Annotated in this window: 14 protein-coding genes and 2 pseudogenes; 7 read left to right on the forward strand and 9 right to left on the reverse strand. The window is 58.5% G+C overall.

From position 1 onward, the window contains the following. Positions 1 to 4: 4 nt before the first annotated feature. Complete coding sequence (locus EN745_RS00870; protein ID WP_127405055.1) at positions 5 to 1,507, reverse strand: PAS domain S-box protein; 1,503 nt, start codon at positions 1,505 to 1,507, stop codon at positions 5 to 7. A gap of 241 nt (positions 1,508 to 1,748) precedes the next feature. On the opposite strand from EN745_RS00870, the pseudogene EN745_RS36685 reads away from it, so the two are divergent. Further along, a pseudogene (locus EN745_RS36685) lies at positions 1,749 to 1,980 on the forward strand (short-chain dehydrogenase/reductase); the annotation flags it as partial. 77 nt (positions 1,981 to 2,057) lie between these two features. Here the strand turns inward: EN745_RS36685 and EN745_RS00880 are convergent. The 3 genes from EN745_RS00880 to EN745_RS00890 all read right to left on the reverse strand — a co-directional run bounded on the left by EN745_RS00880 (position 2,058) and on the right by EN745_RS00890 (position 5,652). Further along, positions 2,058 to 3,464, reverse strand: coding sequence for a hypothetical protein (locus EN745_RS00880; protein WP_127420334.1), 1,407 nt, complete (start codon positions 3,462 to 3,464; stop codon positions 2,058 to 2,060). Next, positions 3,461 to 4,654, reverse strand: a complete 1,194-nt coding sequence (locus tag EN745_RS00885; protein WP_189362919.1) for an MFS transporter — start codon at positions 4,652 to 4,654, stop codon at positions 3,461 to 3,463. Before EN745_RS00885 ends, EN745_RS00880 begins: the two co-directional genes overlap by 4 nt. 107 nt (positions 4,655 to 4,761) lie before the next feature. After that, positions 4,762 to 5,652, reverse strand: coding sequence for an AraC family transcriptional regulator (locus EN745_RS00890; RefSeq protein WP_245487582.1), 891 nt, complete (start codon positions 5,650 to 5,652; stop codon positions 4,762 to 4,764). A 266-nt stretch (positions 5,653 to 5,918) separates the two neighbouring features. Between EN745_RS00890 and EN745_RS00895 the strand changes: the two genes are divergently transcribed. The 3 genes from EN745_RS00895 (at position 5,919) to EN745_RS00915 (ending at position 10,085) form a co-directional block, all read left to right on the forward strand. After that, positions 5,919 to 6,905, forward strand: a complete 987-nt coding sequence (locus tag EN745_RS00895; protein ID WP_127420335.1) for a class I SAM-dependent methyltransferase — start codon at positions 5,919 to 5,921, stop codon at positions 6,903 to 6,905. Positions 6,906 to 7,035: 130 nt separating this feature from the next. Beyond that, the gene (locus EN745_RS00900; RefSeq protein WP_127420336.1) at positions 7,036 to 7,977 is read left to right on the forward strand and encodes a LysR family transcriptional regulator; all 942 of its coding nucleotides are present in this window, start codon (positions 7,036 to 7,038) and stop codon (positions 7,975 to 7,977) included. A gap of 788 nt (positions 7,978 to 8,765) precedes the next feature. Further along, positions 8,766 to 10,085: a DUF6600 domain-containing protein gene (locus EN745_RS00915; RefSeq protein ID WP_127420338.1), complete on the forward strand. Its 1,320-nt coding sequence runs from the start codon at positions 8,766 to 8,768 to the stop codon at positions 10,083 to 10,085. Positions 10,086 to 11,335: 1,250 nt separating this feature from the next. Here the strand turns inward: EN745_RS00915 and EN745_RS00925 are convergent. Beyond that, positions 11,336 to 11,974, reverse strand: coding sequence for a DUF6766 family protein (locus EN745_RS00925; RefSeq protein ID WP_126056305.1), 639 nt, complete (start codon positions 11,972 to 11,974; stop codon positions 11,336 to 11,338). A gap of 449 nt (positions 11,975 to 12,423) precedes the next feature. Continuing rightward, positions 12,424 to 12,792 (reverse strand): low affinity iron permease family protein, encoded by a 369-nt coding sequence (locus EN745_RS00930; protein ID WP_126056304.1) that lies wholly within the window; start codon positions 12,790 to 12,792, stop codon positions 12,424 to 12,426. Positions 12,793 to 12,934: 142 nt separating this feature from the next. Here EN745_RS00930 and EN745_RS35865 point away from each other — a divergent pair, with 142 nt between their 5' ends. The 3 genes from EN745_RS35865 (at position 12,935) to EN745_RS00940 (ending at position 13,834) form a co-directional block, all read left to right on the forward strand. Next, complete coding sequence (locus tag EN745_RS35865) at positions 12,935 to 13,108, forward strand: hypothetical protein (protein WP_189362920.1); 174 nt, start codon at positions 12,935 to 12,937, stop codon at positions 13,106 to 13,108. Continuing rightward, complete coding sequence (locus EN745_RS00935; protein ID WP_127420339.1) at positions 13,105 to 13,419, forward strand: DUF982 domain-containing protein; 315 nt, start codon at positions 13,105 to 13,107, stop codon at positions 13,417 to 13,419. Before EN745_RS35865 ends, EN745_RS00935 begins: the two co-directional genes overlap by 4 nt. A gap of 91 nt (positions 13,420 to 13,510) precedes the next feature. Then, positions 13,511 to 13,834, forward strand: coding sequence for a hypothetical protein (locus EN745_RS00940; protein WP_126056302.1), 324 nt, complete (start codon positions 13,511 to 13,513; stop codon positions 13,832 to 13,834). Positions 13,835 to 14,760: 926 nt separating this feature from the next. On the opposite strand, the gene EN745_RS00945 is transcribed toward EN745_RS00940, so the two are convergent. The 3 genes and pseudogenes from EN745_RS00945 to EN745_RS36690 all read right to left on the reverse strand — a co-directional run. Next, the gene (locus tag EN745_RS00945; RefSeq protein WP_126056301.1) at positions 14,761 to 14,949 is read right to left on the reverse strand and encodes a DUF3606 domain-containing protein; all 189 of its coding nucleotides are present in this window, start codon (positions 14,947 to 14,949) and stop codon (positions 14,761 to 14,763) included. Between the two features lie 271 nt (positions 14,950 to 15,220). Continuing rightward, entirely contained in the window at positions 15,221 to 15,727 is a 507-nt protein-coding gene (locus EN745_RS00950; RefSeq protein ID WP_127420340.1) for a ferritin-like domain-containing protein, read from the reverse strand. 66 nt (positions 15,728 to 15,793) lie between these two features. After that, a pseudogene (locus tag EN745_RS36690) lies at positions 15,794 to 15,868 on the reverse strand (KGG domain-containing protein); the annotation flags it as partial. Positions 15,869 to 16,582 lie beyond the last annotated feature (714 nt).

Genomic DNA, 16,582 nt, shown 5'->3' on the forward strand with positions numbered 1-16,582 from the left:
GGCATCAGGCCGAGAATCTTCCAATATCGATCGTGATCTCAAGGACAATTCCGGCCGGGTCCCAACCTCGTACGAATCCGCCAAGCTCACTCGCCGCGGCGCGGATCAAGCGGCTCCCGAAACCTTCGTCTTCGGTTGCGACCGGAGATGGTCCTCCTACCTCCCTCCATTGGACAGTCACCTTACCGTCGCTATTGGAGCAAGCGATCTCTATGGAGCCGGCGGCCGCCGAGAGGCTGCCATGTTTGGCAGCGTTGGTGGCGAATTCGTGTAGCAAGAGAGAAAGCGGCGTGATCATCGCTGAAGGCACCGGCATATCGATGCCACTGATCGCGAAGCGGGGATGCTCGTCAGCTCCATGGCGGTATGGCGCGAGGATAGCGGCGATCAATGCATGTAGGCTCGTCGCGACCTGAACAGAGGGGCCAGTCGAGGGGAGCATCGTCAGCGCATGCGCCCGCGCGAGGGCGCCGAGCCGGTCAGAAACGGTGGAGGCGAGCGCGGCCGGCGTTTCAGCGGCTGACGCACTCAAATTGACGATGGAGCTTGCGATGGCAAAGAGATTCTTCACGCGGTGGTCCATCTCGCGAAGCAGCAGCTCCCGCTGCTCTTGCGCGCGCAGTCGCTCGGAAATGTCACGGGCGATCTTGGACGCACCGACAATTGCGCCAGACGCGTCCGCGATTGGGGAAACGGTCAAAGAGATGGGAATGCTGCTGCCATCCTTGCACAGGCGAACGGTCTCGAAATGCTCGACATGCTCTCCATTGCGAATGCGCGCCAGAATCTCCCGCTCCTCATTCTGGCGATCGGGCGGTATCAGCAACATGAGCGGACGTCCGATCATTTCCTTGCGGCCGTAGCCGTAGAGACGCTCGGCGCCGCTGTTCCAGTCCGTGACGGTGCCATCCGTATCGGTCGCGATGATTGCATCATCCGAGGATTCGACGAGCGCGCTCAGTCGCGCTGCCGTTGTTTCCGCCCGCTTCCGTTCGATGGCAAACCCGAGTTGACGGGCAATGGTCAAAGCAAGTTCGCGTTCACGATCTGCGAAGCGATGGGGTGCTGGATAGTAGACCATGAACTTGCCGACGAGCTCGTGGGAGCTGGCAAGCGGGATAAAGGCCAGCGCTTCGATTCCCTCGCCAAGGACCGTGTCGATGAGTTGCCGAGATTCACCGCTGAGACGAATATCCTCGACAAGGATTGGCTCGGCATTGTGCTCCCCGCGCGTCCATGGCGTGTGGCCGTTAACTGCCTCGCGGTATTCTTCAGAGAGTGAGCGCCACGCGACGAAGCTCATGACGCCGTGGCTGTCAAATCTCAGGATCGAGGCGCGCGACGAACCGAGCGCGTCGCATATGGCATCAAGTGCTGCATCGTAGATCTCTCCAAGGCCATTGGCTCGGTAAAGTCGGTCCGTGAGGCGAAAGAGGACGGCTTGCTCGCGGACAATATCGCCGTCGGCTGGCTCACGCCGGCCTTGCCCCATGGCCGCATCACTCATGGCCCTTTGCCTGCATGGCTCTACCCCCGGACGGCTCTATTGAAGTTCGACCAAATCCTCGACCAAACCACCTAACTTAGCACCGCGTCCACGGCCCATGTCCTTGGACTGCCGATTACGACCCCGACTATGCCAAACAATATGCGCCTTGCGCAGTTTCGCAATAGTGACTTCGGGTGTGACGTTGAGGACCGTCAAAAACATTCGTTATCGCTTGCTTGGGCCCTCGGGGACTGACTTCGACATCCGATACGCCGCCCGCGCAGGCATGATGTCGCCGTTCGGAAAGCGATGGAAAAAGGCGACTTGCCCGAAGTGGTCGCAAAGATGGTTCTGGCGGCCGCAACCGATCCTACGCCGAAGCTGCGCTCGCAGCGGGAAAGATGGCGCGCCAGGTCAGTTTCCTACGCCGTTTCGTGCCCCCATCGGCTTTCGACAAAAGCCTGCGGAAGCAACTCGGGCTGCCGGTCTGAAGTGATTCGCTCCGACTGCGTGTGGCCCCGATGGAGACGCTGGACTGAGCGTGATGTCCTGCGCGTACTGCTTTTGCTCAGGAAAAGGCCCATTCCGCATCAGTGGGGGAGATCGCCTGCTCGCCCAACTGTCTGCTAAGCTCTTGCCACGACGCGTCCGAAACGAAACTGGTCATACTTCCACAGGCTTTTGCGAAGGGAATTTTTCCGAGCCGGTCCATGATATCGCTGGACACGGCCATGTCTCCGTTTCGAAAAATGTCCAAGAGATCGTCATCGCACTCAATTACTCGGTGTCCCCAAGCGCCAGGTAGATCATCGGCCACGAGAGCCTCCCGCAGATCGGCATCCACATCTCCAGCCTCGAGTGCGCGGCAGACCACATAGCGCATGAGGGGGTAGTAGACCGGCTGATGACTGCCTCCGAGCGCGCGGACGCCCGGCAGGACCGACACGACCAGAAACATGAGGAGGAGATTCGGAATTAGACTGCGGTCGGCCAACCGCTCGATGATTTCGGAAGCCTCGAAGCGAACCATCTTCAACCCTGTTGCCGGATTGACGAGTTCGCCAGCGACCAGCCGCAGTGGCAGGCGCCTGCCGTTTTGATAGAACCAGAAGAAGTCGGTACCGCGCGCGAGCCAGCCACTCCAGGGGCCGTCTGCAAGCCTGTCGATCTCTGCAAGCATATTCAACGCGAGCCTTGGGTCTTCCAGCAGCCTCGTACGCAGCCAGGAGTTCTTTTCCGACAGATGGTCCGCCACCAGGTCGGCAATATCCTCGTCGTCAATCTGCAAGAACGTAAAGCGGCTTCCAAACAGCTTCGGCCACAGGCTGCAATTGGCTTCCTTTATGGCATGTGCTGGCCGTTCGAATTGGCCCTTCGGCAGAAGATTGTGAAGTACCGCAAGCGCGGCTGGCTCAGCGCCTTGTTCCGCAGGCACCAGTTCGAACCGATAGGCTCCAGGCCCAGTCAGAAGGCTGTACCCGATCATGCGGCTTCGAGTGAGGCCGAAGACGTTGATCGGCGTCTGATCAATTGTGAGCCAGCCCGGGCCCTTGCGAGCCCTTTCAACGAGGCTCACCGTGGAAACGGCATAGGACAGGTAGGTAGAGCAGCCATGCGCCGAGAGGCCCACGAGGCTAAGGATGTGAGTGTAGTAAGCCTCCGGGTCCATCAGGAGCAGCAGGTGAGGACCCGTCTGCAAAACGCGACGCTCTTCAAATTCCCTGCAGATTTCTGCGACCGCGCCGATCGGCAATCCATTTCGCTTCCCCGCGTTTTTGATCGCGTCGAGCAGCTTGGCCAGAGCGTATTGCCGACTTTCAGGCATGGCTGTCGAAACTGGTGCCTCGTACAGCCTGGCCGCGTAGTCGCGGATCGGACGGGAATAGTAGTGTTGCATCCACGGGTAGAGTGTCGCCAGCGATCTGAGTGCGGCCTGTTTCGCTCCTGCGGCTCCTGCTAGCTCATGCACGTTCATGGATCCCCCTCTTGCCGAGCGACGTTGATGCTCAAGGCAGAAACGCCGAACAGAAGCACCACAGCGAAACCGAGGAAAATCGTCGACGGAAAGGCCTGGTCTCCCAAAACGGTTGCGATACTGAAAATGACAAACCCAAGCCCGACTGCGAGGCTGTGCATGGCACCTTTGGCCCTGCCCAAGGCCTTATCGGGTACACGCGACTGCAGTGTGACCTCGACGCTGACCCGGCCCAGATTGCAGAGAAACCCAAGCGCGGCAAACATGGTCAATGTCCAGGGCGCGCGCAGAAGTACCAGCGCCATTAGCGCGAGCGCTGTTAAGCCTAAAACCATGAGGTGCAATGTATGAGGACTTATCGTTCCTGTCAGCCGACTGAGCAGTGCCGCTCCGATCAGAGAACCCGCCGACCAGGCTGCCTCGACGCGAGCGAAGTCCGCGGCGGTGCCCTTCTGTTCTACGAAAACGAAGCTAGATCCCATCACGCTGACCAACACCGCGCCTCCATATAGGAGCGCGTAGACGGCGAAGAGACGAACCAGGCGCCCGTCAATATTGAGAACAAGCCCGTTGACTTTGCGTTCGCCAGACGCCGAGCCGCCACGAATGCAGGACAAGCTTCCCGCCGAAACAAGAAAACATACGGCAAGGAGGACGAACACCAGGGTAGCGGAATGGTCGTTTGGCAACGCACCCACGAGCAGCGCTGCCGCAAGACATCCGAACTGCGTGACGAAGAAGACAATGGAATATGAAGCTGTCAGATCGCCTCCCGCAACGAGAGGGATCATTGACTGCGAACTCGTAAGTGCAACTCGGTCACATAGCGCAAAGGGAATCGCTGAACACCAGATCGCTGGAAACAAGTCCAGATAGGGAAGCGCGCAGGCTGTGGCGAGCATGACGGCAAAGCGACTAACGTCCGCTGCGATGTTCAGCAGTCGTCTGTCAAACCGATCCGCCATTGCGCCAGCCAGGGGGCTCGCGACAAATTCGACAACGCTGACGATCACGAGCAACGTCGCGACACTCGCGCTTCCATACCCTGCTTCGACGAGGGTCCATGAGCATGCGATGTAGTAGCCGTTTCGTCCGACAGACGCGGACAACGCACTGGCAAGGAAGCCAATGAAGGCGCGGGGCTCACGGAGCGTTCCTTTGGCATAATGAAACCGAACTTCGCGTGACATCGGCGGCCCACCCATCCATTGACCGCATGTCATGCCCACTCCGGCGATGTCTGATTTAACGGGATGCCGAGCCTTTCAATTCCTTGCTGAAATAATAGGGGCTCGGGCTAGATCCTGGACTTGCGCCGAAACTCTATCGGGTTCGTGCCAAAGGCGCGTTTGAACGCGGTCGTGAGGTGGCTTGAGCTTGCGAAGCCGCATTCCATCGCGATTTTTGTCGCCGACAAATCCGTCGACCGCAACATGTCCGCGGACTGTACCAACCGGCGCTGCGCGATGAACGCATGCGGCGTCATTCCAGTCGACTGCTTGAACGCCCTGCTGAAATGAAACCGGCTGATACCTAGCTCTTTTGCTAGATCGGCCAGCGTGGGTTTGGCGTCTGGGAATGCCTCAATCATTCCCACGACGCGCTTGAGATCGAAAGTCGAGAGACCGCCTTTTGCCGGCTTGCGGCCGGTTCGGTTCAACCTGACCATTTGCACGAACAATTGCGTGACCTGACTCTCCACCATCGTCTTGCTTATCGGATCAGGAAACCTGAGCTCGGCGGCTATTCTCTGCAACGCCACTTCTATGGTGTTGTCACGAAATCCGATCCACGGGGGCAGTCCCGTCAGGCAATCGGGTGCAAATCCTTGGAAGGTCTCGTCTGCGAACTCCTGCGCGATCGACACGAGGAGGTAGGAGGCGATTGCGTCGCCCTCATCCCAACCAGTCCATTCGCTGCCGGCAGGGATGTAGATAATCGAACCGGGCCGCCTGGCCGAGAAAGAAACCCGGCGACCGTCGACGAAGTCTTCGCCGCGCCGGGCGGCACCCTTCAAGTTCATCAAGAACATATGCCGGGGGTGGGCAATTCTCGTTTCTTGCCGCTCTAAACCCGTTCTCTTAATTAAGTCTGCGCGTATGTTCCCCCAGCTCTCATATTGGTGAGCAAGGGTTCGGTGCCGCGAGCGGCGCAATGTGGTCGGGTCGAGGCAAAAAATATCCGCCAATCGAAGCGACTCCTTCGGAGACTACTCATCCTCCTGTTTGTGCATAACCATAGGTTGTTGAACAACTCACAAATAATTCAGAGTTGTCGGTTGATGTGGCGCGAGCGAAAAAATCGCAATTCGATGGAAGCCGCTTCTACAAGGCCATTCTATTCGTCGCCTCCGCTGATACTCGACCACCAAGAATATTACTCGGCGCTAATCTTCGTGCCGTTGTCGAGTTGAGGCATCTCACCGATCACACGGGTAGTGGGAGGCACAATTCGATGCGAGGACTCGACGACTTTCTGGCCGAATGCGACCACGGCCCGCGGATCAACGAACTGTCGGGCTTTTTCGCGACGACGGCAGCCGGCGAAAGCGGAATGCCTACACGCAAGCCCGAGGTCGATTCCAGGCTTCTTCCGAACGATAACCTCATTCGCGACTTGATCAGCTTGCATGCGGCACGACAAGGCTTCTTCGATCAGCACTATCACAGCAGCATTCCCTACCGGCTGGAGGAGGAGTGTCGGATGGCCCACGGCGTGCTGAGATATGCACGAATTCGCGGTGCCCCGCTGTCGTTATATAGCCTTGGCACAGCGGAGGGCACCATGGCGAGAACACTGTCGGAGTTGTCCCGCGGGCAAATCCACAGCCTCTCCTGCAGTCCTAACGCGGAAAACTACAAGTGCTTCATGGCATATGGCGAACCGCCAGACGCCGAGTTCTTTGTCGGCCCGTTCCATCGGCTGACCAAGGCCGTCCTCAATTCAAACGCCCGATTGGGCAAATTCGCTTCCGGATTCGATATAATCCTCGAAGATACCACCTTTCAAATGTACTCGCCGAACAGACCTAAACAGATTGAGTTCGTGGCGCAGCATCTCAAGGAAGGAGGCATCTTCGTATTCCTCGAGAAATTTCGGGCGGTTGAGGACAGCGACTATCAGCGCCGCGAGTGCCAGAAGGATTTTGGCTTCAAGGCTCGCTACTTCCAGCTAGAGCAGATCGAGGCAAAGAAGACCGCCGTGCTGACCACGATGTTCAACAACGAGGTGACGCTTGAGGAGATGTCGCGCGCTGTAGGGACGCATTTCAAACACTGCGTCATGACCTGGAACAGCGGAAATTTCTGCAGCCTTGCGGCGAGCAACAGCCGGGAAAATCTTAACCTGTACGTCTCGCAGATGGCGGACCCGGCCATTCCACATGAGTATGTCTACGAAGCGGGCTTGTATCGAAGCCTAACGGATCATGCCGTCCCGTGAAATGTGCCTCGGCGAATTTCTTCAGCCGCGCGCACGGAGGGAACCTATTGCCTGCCTTTTGCACCAAAGAAGAGATTCGAACGCGTTGCGCCGAAACTGACACGATCTCTGTCCGCAAAGCGCCCGAGGCATGACGCCGAACGGCAACGCGTTGCGGCTACTGGCCTACGCCCTTGCAGCGGTCGATCATGGCAGCCTGAGGCGGGCGGCAAGGGCGATGAGGGTTCGAGAATCCTCCGTGAGCCGAAACATCGTCAAGCTCGAACAACACTTGGAAGTGCAATTGTTCGAACGCGATGTCCGCGGGGTTCGTTTGACGGAGCCGGGTCGAGCCTGGATCGATGTTGTGCGAGCTCACTACGAAGGCTTGCTGGACGCTTTCAATGACCGTGTCGGAGACAAGGACGCAAAGACGCTCCGGATTGGATTGTGTTGTGTGAGGGGAGGAGAATTCCTCAGAGGCATCATCGCTCGCTTCGGCAGCCTCTGTCCGGACGTGAGCTTTAGCATCGAGGATGTTCCCGCGGGGCGGTGGCTGTCAGCCATACGCCGCCGCCACCTCGACCTCGTGTTCACTCACGACTTTGGCGCCGTCCCTTCCTGTTGCAGCGAGGTGTTTTGGCAAGAGCGCCTCTTCGTCCTCTTGCCGTCGTCTCACTCGCTCGTCGACAGGCCCGTGGTCGCATGGTCCGATCTTGCAGAAATGTGCCTGCTCGTTCCAGTCGGGCCAGAGGGGCCGCTATTCGACCTGCGACTGTTGGAGCGCATCGCAGCAACCGGCGGCCCGGCAGTGCAGACGTGCCGAGCGAACCAAGCGACGGTCGCTCTCAAGGTGCAACTTGGGGAGGGCGTTACCTTGGCCGAGGAAAGCTGTGCCAGGACGACCGCTATCGAATCCACGATGTGGAAACCGCTGGCAGGGCAAAACAGTGTCAGCTCAATCAGGGCTGTCTGGCTCGACTCGAATCCAAAGCGTTCTGTGCTCCGGTTGGTTGCTGTTGCCAGGAATAGGGCAGGGGATACGCCCGGTAATTCGGGAACAAATGCTGCTCGACTTGGGCGAAGCACATGAGCGGTGGTTCAGCCTCTGGCGAGGACGGCGGGCTGATGCGCGGCCTCAACCAAATCGGCCGCCGCCTGTTCAACCTGATCGGCTGCATGGTCCACCTGTTCGAGCTTCTTGGCTAGCCGCTCGTGCAGCATCGAAAGCCGTGCTGCGTGGTAGATGGCGCTTCGCTTTCGGCCATCCATGTTGAGAGGTGCAAATAACATCGCGACTGCTCTCCTCAGTGTGCATTTGTCGGCGGGACGGCCTTCGGCAGTCGCCTTCTGGCTGCGAGCCGTTGGCGGCTCCGCATACGGGCGCAAAGGGCGAGGCTAACCGCGAGGCCGCAGATCTCGCCGACCATTGCCTCTGCCTGTTTGGGAGATTTTTCTGCTCGCTTCAAGCGTTGCCTGGCGACTGCCTGTTCCAAAACCACAAGTTCAACCATACTGCCGCATCCTCATGGTTAGCTGTCCTTCCAAGAGAACCGCGGGGTACTCCTTTAGTTCCGGGCGCTGCAATGTGGCTGACGCGGATGTCCTCGCCGGATAGCGATCTGACAAGCTGATCATACATCTTGCGAGCCGGAACCCGCCCCACAGATTGAACCATGATTTGCTTTCGCGCTGCCCTTTCGAAGGCCAGAAAAGGCTACCCGAGTTTGCACCTTCCCTCCCTCGCAGCAACAAGGAGGCTGGCTAGGGCGTTTGGGATGCCAAGCCGTGAGCGGATACGGGCAACGCTGGCAAAGTGGAACAATCCGACAGCCGGCGGGTTTCAAAGATGAAGGGCGATCTGTTTCGGAGGAAACTGGGATGAAACGCGTCCTTGCCCAAAATGCGGTACGACTGATGCTGGGCGGCGTAACCGCCTGTCTGCTCACCATCGTCGAGATTCCCAACCCGATTACGCCATTGTCGCTCGTGTCCGAGGCAAGGGCTGCCACCGACGTTTCAATCAGCACATTCTACCAGGACCTTTCTTCCCATGGTGATTGGGTTTCGTACCACGGAGCGGCCGTTTTCGTACCGGCTGATGTACCTGACGGTTGGCGTCCATATACCCTTGGACACTGGGTCTATACCGAGCAGTATGGCTGGCTCTGGGTATCCGACGAGCCATTCGGCTGGGCGACGTACCATTACGGCCGGTGGGGCTATGCCGACGACATCGGTTGGTACTGGGTCCCGGGCACTCGTTGGGCGCCAGCCTGGGTGAGTTGGCGTCGTGACAGGCAGCACATGATTTGGGCTCCGCTACCGCCGCGTCGTGATCCGGATTTGATTTCAATCGAGGTGACCTTCGACGCGACGCCGGATTTTTACTGGGTCGTTGTCCCCACACGCGAATTCCTTGCGGCGGACATTTCTGTCGTCGTTATCCGTGATGAGCCGGAAATTGTGCGCATTGTCGAGGCGGCTGAGCCGGTTGGCGATGTGACGATCCATAACAACGTGGTGATCAACAAAGTCATAGATGTTGATGTGATCGAGAAAGAGACGAACCAGGAGGTGACTGTCGTCAAGGTCAGCAAGACCGACGCGCCCGAGCAGTCTGGCAAATTGGAAAACAATACGGTCAGGGTCTTTGAAGGCGAGGTGAAAGCCGATGCCGATGCCAAACCAGCTGAGATCAAAGATATTGAGGAGGTGAAGAAGGTTCAGGCTGGCCGGAAATCGAAGCCGACCGAAGGCGCTGCCACGACCGAACAGGCCGAGCCCGAGCAGGCGGCCAAGCCGCAGAAAAAGACGCAGGAACAGCCTGCGGCCGAGCAGCAGCAGGTCGAGCCCGAGCAGGCGGCCAAGCCGCAGAAAAAGGCCAAGGAACAGCCTGCGGCCGAGCAGCAGCAGGTCGAGCCCGAGCAGGCGGCCAAGCCGCAGAAAAGGGCCAAGGAGCAGCCCACCGCCGAGCAGCAGCAGGTCGAGCCCGAGCAGGCGGCAAAGCCGCAGAAAAAGGCCAAGGAGCAGCCCGCCGCCGAGCAGCAGCAGGGCGAGCCCGAGCAGGCGGCCAAGCCGCAGAAAAAGGCCAAGGAGCAACCCGCCGCCGAGCAGCAGCAGCCGGAGCAGGCGGTGAAACCCAAGCCACAGAAGCAAGAAAAAAAGGCGTGTGATCCGCAGACTGAGGCGAACTGCTAGGTTTGTGGCGGTTAGACTAACCGCTCTTAATGCGGGCACACCTGCGATCCTGGCTTCTATCCTTCGCGGCCACCTGTGGCTGGGCGGTGTGCATTCGTCATTGATCCGAAATGGCGATATGCGCCGAAACCAGGAACTTATGATCTACAAGCCGAGGAGGGTGAACAGAAAAGAGGAGGGTGAACAGAAAATAGGCTCGCGCGCTGAGCGCCTTTTTGGCGATGACTGGCGGTCGAGCGTTTTGGTGAAGACTAGGCTGCTCGCACTGCCAGCAGCGAAGCTGCGAGCAAAGTTACGTGGCGGATATTCCACGAGAAGTCATGGAGCACAACGTCTGCACCAGTAGAAAGTGGTCTCGGATAGCGGCTCCAGGCCAGTGTTACGATAAACTTCGGTCGAGCCAAGGGGCGGGGGAAGACATGAGGGTCGAACGTTGGGTGAGGAGGGGAGCCTGTTTCTGCTCGGGCTCGCAGCAGCTTGGCGCCTTGAGCATGCGTTCAACGCCCTAACCCCACATGCAGTCCTATACTCTCCTCTTGGCAGTTTTTGGAGCAATCGTGCTCCTTACGGCCTGGCTACCTTTACTGCTCCGAAAGCTTCCGCTTTCGTTGCCAATGCTTTGCATCGGGATCGGGGTTCTTTGGGTTTGGTCACCATTCTCTCCTCGTAGGGGTAAACCCACTGGAGAACCGGATACTAACCGAGCGTCTCACAGAGTTCGTTGTGATCGTCGCCCTTATGGGAGCTGGCCTAAAGCTGGATCGGCCCGTGAGTTGGCGGGGTTGGGAGTCCTCGTGGCGCCTTCTTGGCATAGCCATACCTCTGACGATCGCAGGAATTACAATTCTAGGCTGGTCAATTCTCGGGCTTGGCATTGCAATTCCTATTTCAGAGTGTGCCGTAAAGTGGGGGTCGAAAAGGAAAATGGACCGCGCCCTGAAGTTCCTCCGCAAGGGCGATACGCCGGTGATCACGAAGATTGATAGCCCGCAATGTGCAGCCCTTCACCGGCAAGGCCACCACAGCCGTACAGCGGCGTCCCGCAACCGCCCTCGCCGCGCCAGCATGCGCTGGCGGTTGGCGTTTGTTCGGGCGCAATGCTCATGACGTTCAAACCGCCTGCGAGGGCAATGTGATGCGCATGGCCGTACCTTTTGCCGGCGAGCTTTGAACAATGAGCTGACCGCCTATTCTTTCCACCCGCTCCCCGCCTCGGGTTGTTCGGGAATCAGTTAGTATCGCCCCGCTTTCTACTCACCCGTGTCGGAATTTGCCGCATTCACCGGCTTCGATTCCGGGGAGCCCTTGTGTCGGAGGAAGATGGAAAGCAAAACCAGGACCGCCGTAGACAGGAATTCCGACTGCCAGTTCTGGAAGGATTCGAACCACAGCCGAGCGTTGAGAAGATAGGCTGCCAGAGATTGAGGCTGTTCCCCATGGCGGAGCGCTGCTTCGTTTGCGGCCGCCAAGCTTCCCCACCAGTGGAGGGCAAAGGAGACGATAAACAGAACGGCCAGAGCAATGCCCAGCGAGTAGGAATAGAGCCACGACCAAATCGGCCTTCGCCTCCGGGTCGCGAGGCCGAGTTCGTCCTTTGGTCTATGCGGATCCACGGGATTACGGGATTCTGCTGAGCCGCGCTGAAAAAGCATCGCAGTCAGCATCACATAGGCCGACATCTGCAGGAATTCGCTTTCCCAGTTTTCGAACAGGGCCGAGAGAAACTCACCGCTCTCCAGGTATGCCACCAGCCCGATAGCTGGCGCCCCGTGCTCCCGCAGCTCCTCATTGTTGGCAGCCTGGCCAGACCAGACCATGCCCAGCACACTAAACAGGAACATCGCGACCAGAGCGATGGTCAACCCGTTGTTGCGAAAGAAGGCTCTCAAAACGACTCCTGAGTCAGTTATCTGTGCCTGTCAGCGAGATGAACGTTTCCGACGCTGAATTGGCACGCCAAGCCAATGCTGCCGCGATCAAACGTGGCGATCTGCACTAGCAACGCTTTGGCCCGACCGATTGCGCGGAGCTCGGCATCGCCCGCAAGAGGCTCCGCGTTCGAGGCTAACTCGCTCGCCGCCCTCACCACAGAACGAAACGCGCAGGACCGGCTGCCCATTGTGCCCGATGGCCTCGCCGACATCAGTCCGAACCAGTTGCATGGATGAACCCCGCTTATCTGGTGTATATGGCCACGCGGGCGCCTCCTAGCTGATGCGCACGCCTGCAGCTCAATGTGCATCCAGAGATGAAGTTCCAGCGCATGCCTGGTGCGATTGCACGGCCACAGGGATACCGCGGAGAAGGACGCGCGTCGGCTTCTTCGCAATCGCGTAGTCTACAAATCTCCTGACAGTTTCCTTTGCTTGGCCTGGGCACACGCTGTCCGGAACTTTTCGACCTCCTCCTCCGTCAGATGCTCGATGCCGATAAAGTCGTTCTTGCCTTGGCCGGACCGGATCAACTCATCGAGCTTTGCCTGGATGGCGGCGCCATCGCGGTTCTGTGTGTTCTGAATCAAGAAGACCATCAGAAAGGTAACGATGGTGGTTCCGGTGTTGATGACCAGTTGCCAGGTCTCCGAGTATTGAAACACTGGGCCTGTGGCCGCCCAGGTCAAAACCGATCCCAAGCAAAGCGCGAAGGCCCACGGCCTGCCTGTGGCGTGAGCAACTACTTCCGCCATTCGATTGAACGTCTTTTCCATGACACAAACCTTGGATGATGCTGCGCAACAAACGTTGGTTTAGGGCACCAGTTCCCACCCGATCAGGATCGCGATTTCCGGCAACTTTTGCGCGCTTGCCGAGTTTTGTTTTCCGAGGGTTTCTAGAAGGAAGAGTGTCACCATGGAAGCGACACAAATTCAGCCAGCCGCGGTAGAAGCCGGCTTGGAACGCAAGCGCTGCGCCGACATAGCCGACCTGCAGGCCTTACATTTTGAGCGAAAGAAAATGTTCCCGGTAGCCAGGGCGTTGAAGGCGGTCGCGCAAGAAATTCGCGGCGTCCATTCTCAGGTATGAGCGCGCTGCTCCCCGGCAAGGCCGGCAGGCTCAATCACACGCTGGCAAGGCGGCGCTTCTATTCTCCGGTCTATGTGCAAGCGGGCCGGCCGGACAGGCGTTATGAAGTTAACCACGTCCAGGAAGCGGCCGAGCAACTCGTCAAGTGGTCGAAGCGGGGCCCCGGATGGCACAAGGCAATGATCCTTTGCCTGTCAGCTCTGGAGGGCGATCCAATCGACCCGCAGGTCATACGCAAAGCCTTCGAAGCTGCGGCAAAGGAGACTGGCATGTTGCTCCGTTCCGACCAAGGCAATGCCAGCCGAGATTAATTCGCTTTCCCGGGAACATCTCTCCCTGAACCCAGTTTTCTCCCTACAGGGTCTGCTGTAAACCTTTTCGGCGATCTGGGAGGAAAACCTGATGAACGTCGCCAACTTGCAACTTGAAGGCCTTCTCATGTCCGTTGCGTCAATCAACAATCTCCTGGTTCACAAGGGAGTTCTTTCGATCGACGAAATTGACAGCGCCCTACAACATGCCGAGGATTCGCTGTTGGACGACGCACGGCTTTACGAGGATATGTCCCCGTCAAATCGCGATGCTGTGTGTTTTCCGCTGAGACTGCTTCAGTTGGCTAACTTGGCTCAGTCGGAAACCGAGATTCCGCCGTTCTCAGAACTTGCTAAAATGGTGGGCGAACTCAAGCAGCCCTATAACGAAAAGAGGGCCGGCATATTGGGCTAAGCGCACGACGCCACTGCGGATTTCCAATCGATTAGATAACGCAGGCGGCCACGAAAGCCATATGCTGTTCACGCCGCGCGCATGCGGCCCTCATGCTCCTACGATCCCGCGGCAGGCGGTCCGAACGTGAGAATGATCAATAGGGCAATAAAAAGCACCGCGCTATCATGGCACCCCACATCAGGATATTTCCGGTGATCCCCGGGGCTGAGACCCTGTTCCGGAAGATTCCGGGCTGGGCGCTCGGAACATTAGCGGGTTCGAATAGTTAGGCCCTTGCGTCGGATGAGGCTGCTTGGAGTTCGGCGTAGGCTGGTGGGGCAAAAACATCAGCCGGCCCGCGTTATCGGTTCCTCCGTAGCGCGGGCTTTTTCATGCCGGAACAATGCGGCCGCCTCGCGGTTTTCATGTTGGCGGCGCATTCCAGATCACAACTCCGTGGCGCCGCCTCGGGCAGCTAGCCCGAAATGGAGCCCGCTCCGGTCCCTCCCGGTGCGGGCTTCGTTTGTGCAATATGATGCGGCCGTGGCCGCCTGGGATGACGATGACAGCAAAGACCCATTCAGAACTAGACCAACGAATAGACCGAACGAGTAGGGCTGCGCGTGAAATTATCAAGATGGAGGCAGCGGCGCGCGCTGAAAGGACCAGAAGGTTGAAGGATTTGCGCAAAGCAAAACAAGCCACTGAGCCGAAGCCTGTGAAGAAGACCTAGGCTTGACACCCGACTGGCACTTAGGAGTCGACATCCAACCGCCGGTGTTTGGGCTGCTCATGCCAAATGACTTGCCGCAGGTCGCGCCAGCCGACCGCTTGACCGCACACAAAATGGTCGCCTTCGCTAGCCGGCTGACTGCCGTGTCGCGCGCCGGTAATCGGCGGCCCTAGATCGGAAAGCTTGGTCATTTTGCAAAGTCGATGGCCATCTACCTGTTGCCGAGCTGTTCGGCTGCGCGCTCCAGCGTCCCGCGGTCATTCCCGTGCTTCCTGATAAGCTCGCGAACCTCCGGGATCGTTAGACCGAACCTGCTGGCGAGGTAGCCTACCTCGTATTCTTCATCCCCCGACACGCGGTCGCGGTCGTGATAGTCACGTTTGCTCTTGTCGTCAGTCATGAGATTTTCCTCCTGATGTCAGCGGTTGCTATCTCTTCAGCAACTGACGACAGAGCGCGTGAAACATTGAACAGTTTTAGTCGTTCAAAGACGCGCGCTCGTTCCTGCAGGATCATTATGCATCGTTGACGTTCCGAGACGGCTTCGGCCGCCGATGCTGCCGGTAACATCACACTAGCTGGTTGTTCAATCGGGAGGTTGGGTGGCATCGGTATGTTCATCGTAGCACCATGCGGCTCCGGACAAGCGCCGGAGCCGCTGTCGAGGGTGGTCAGGCCGCTTGCAGGGCGCGCTCGTTGGCATCGCTCTCGCCCAAAGCGCTGAGCGCTTCGTCGGTCGCCGTCTCTTCTTTGAGGGTTTCGCGCAACAGCGGGAGGGCATCCTTCATGCCGAGTTGTTCCGCCCAGGCGATGAGCGTCCCGTAGCGGGCAATCTCATAATGCTCAACCGACTGTGCGGCACCTACAAGGCCGGCATCGAGGGCGGGCGCCCCCTTATACTCCTCGAGAATCTCCGAGCCTTCTTCCAGAATGCCGTCGATGGCCGGACACGTCTTGCCTCTGGCAGGTTTGCCGAGTTGCTCGAAAACCTGTTCGAGCCGTTCTACCTGGCGTTCTGTTTCCATCCGATGTTTCTCGAATGCAGCGCCTACCTGTTCGGATTGTGCGGCCTTCGCCAGCTTCGGCAATGTCTTCAGGATCTTCTTTTCCGCGTAATAGTGGTCCTTCAGACCATCCACAAACAGGGTTTCCAAACCGTTTTCCGATTTCGTCGGCATTGCGTTTTCTCCTTCTGAATGGCTAAGAAGAAGCGGCGCCTGGGAGCGCCGCTTCCTCTCTCAAGACTGACCACCTTTGCGACCGGCTTCCGAAGCCTTCTCGCGGTCGTCAGCAAAGTTGCCGCTGCCGCCGCGCTGTTGGCCACCGCGTTGCTTGTCATCGGCCTGCTGCTGACCCCGCCTGTCGTCGTCGCGCTGCTGCTCGCCGCCGCTGCCGCGGCGCCGATCCTCATCCCCGGTGTTTTTCCGGCTCTGCTGTCCTGCCTTCACATGCTGTTCGCGATTTCCGCCTTGATTGGCCATGTTCTTCTCCTGCCTTGTTGGTAAGTTTTTCCTAACCATACTCAACTGTGGCCCTCGCGCTCTGTTCCGACGGAAATATTTCGTGATTTGGAATCAGCCTCGGCCGCCCCCTGCGCCCGCCCGCCACAATTCCTGCACGCCCACTCCGAGGTCGGGGAACGGTTGTGCTCGAATCTATGGCCACCGGTAATCAGACAGCGGTAACTCGACGGCGTGGCTGAAAACGACCGCCTTTAGGATCAGGGAAAACGAGCTGCTTGGTGTCGAAATGATTGACCGAACACGACAGCGGCACTTATTGGATTACCCGCACTATAGGCGACCGGATCACTGGCTCCAGGTCATTTGGGAAGTGTGGAGCATCGCCCGGTAGGGCATCGACCCCACGCAACTGCCGATCAACGCGTTGCCTACGGCCCAGTTCCGGTTTTCCATGCGAGCGCGGCTCGCCCCCTCCTCATATGCGACTTTGTCCAGACAAGGCGCAGTGCACAGGGAACGGGCGCCCCTCAAATGGACGTAGGTTGACAGCCCCCAAGTCTAAAATTGTCG

It is taken from the genome of Mesorhizobium sp. M4A.F.Ca.ET.022.05.2.1 (genome assembly GCF_003998845.1).
In the GTDB taxonomy this organism is placed as follows: Bacteria; Pseudomonadota; Alphaproteobacteria; order Rhizobiales; family Rhizobiaceae; genus Mesorhizobium.

Bases quoted from the DNA above. Each gene is read 5' to 3' on its own strand.
- EN745_RS00870 (WP_127405055.1), bottom strand. From the start codon at position 1,507: ATGAGTGATGCGGCCATGGGGCAAGGCCGGCGTGAGCCAGCCGACGGC.
- EN745_RS00880 (WP_127420334.1), bottom strand. From the start codon at position 3,464: ATGAACGTGCATGAGCTAGCAGGAGCCGCAGGAGCGAAACAGGCCGCA.
- EN745_RS00885 (WP_189362919.1), bottom strand. From the start codon at position 4,654: ATGTCACGCGAAGTTCGGTTTCATTATGCCAAAGGAACGCTCCGTGAG.
- EN745_RS00895 (WP_127420335.1), top strand. From the start codon at position 5,919: ATGCGAGGACTCGACGACTTTCTGGCCGAATGCGACCACGGCCCGCGG.
- EN745_RS00900 (WP_127420336.1), top strand. From the start codon at position 7,036: ATGACGCCGAACGGCAACGCGTTGCGGCTACTGGCCTACGCCCTTGCA.
- EN745_RS00915 (WP_127420338.1), top strand. From the start codon at position 8,766: ATGAAACGCGTCCTTGCCCAAAATGCGGTACGACTGATGCTGGGCGGC.
- EN745_RS00930 (WP_126056304.1), bottom strand. From the start codon at position 12,792: ATGGAAAAGACGTTCAATCGAATGGCGGAAGTAGTTGCTCACGCCACA.
- EN745_RS35865 (WP_189362920.1), top strand. From the start codon at position 12,935: ATGGAAGCGACACAAATTCAGCCAGCCGCGGTAGAAGCCGGCTTGGAA.
- EN745_RS00935 (WP_127420339.1), top strand. From the start codon at position 13,105: ATGAGCGCGCTGCTCCCCGGCAAGGCCGGCAGGCTCAATCACACGCTG.
- EN745_RS00940 (WP_126056302.1), top strand. From the start codon at position 13,511: ATGAACGTCGCCAACTTGCAACTTGAAGGCCTTCTCATGTCCGTTGCG.
- EN745_RS00945 (WP_126056301.1), bottom strand. From the start codon at position 14,949: ATGACTGACGACAAGAGCAAACGTGACTATCACGACCGCGACCGCGTG.
- EN745_RS00950 (WP_127420340.1), bottom strand. From the start codon at position 15,727: ATGCCGACGAAATCGGAAAACGGTTTGGAAACCCTGTTTGTGGATGGT.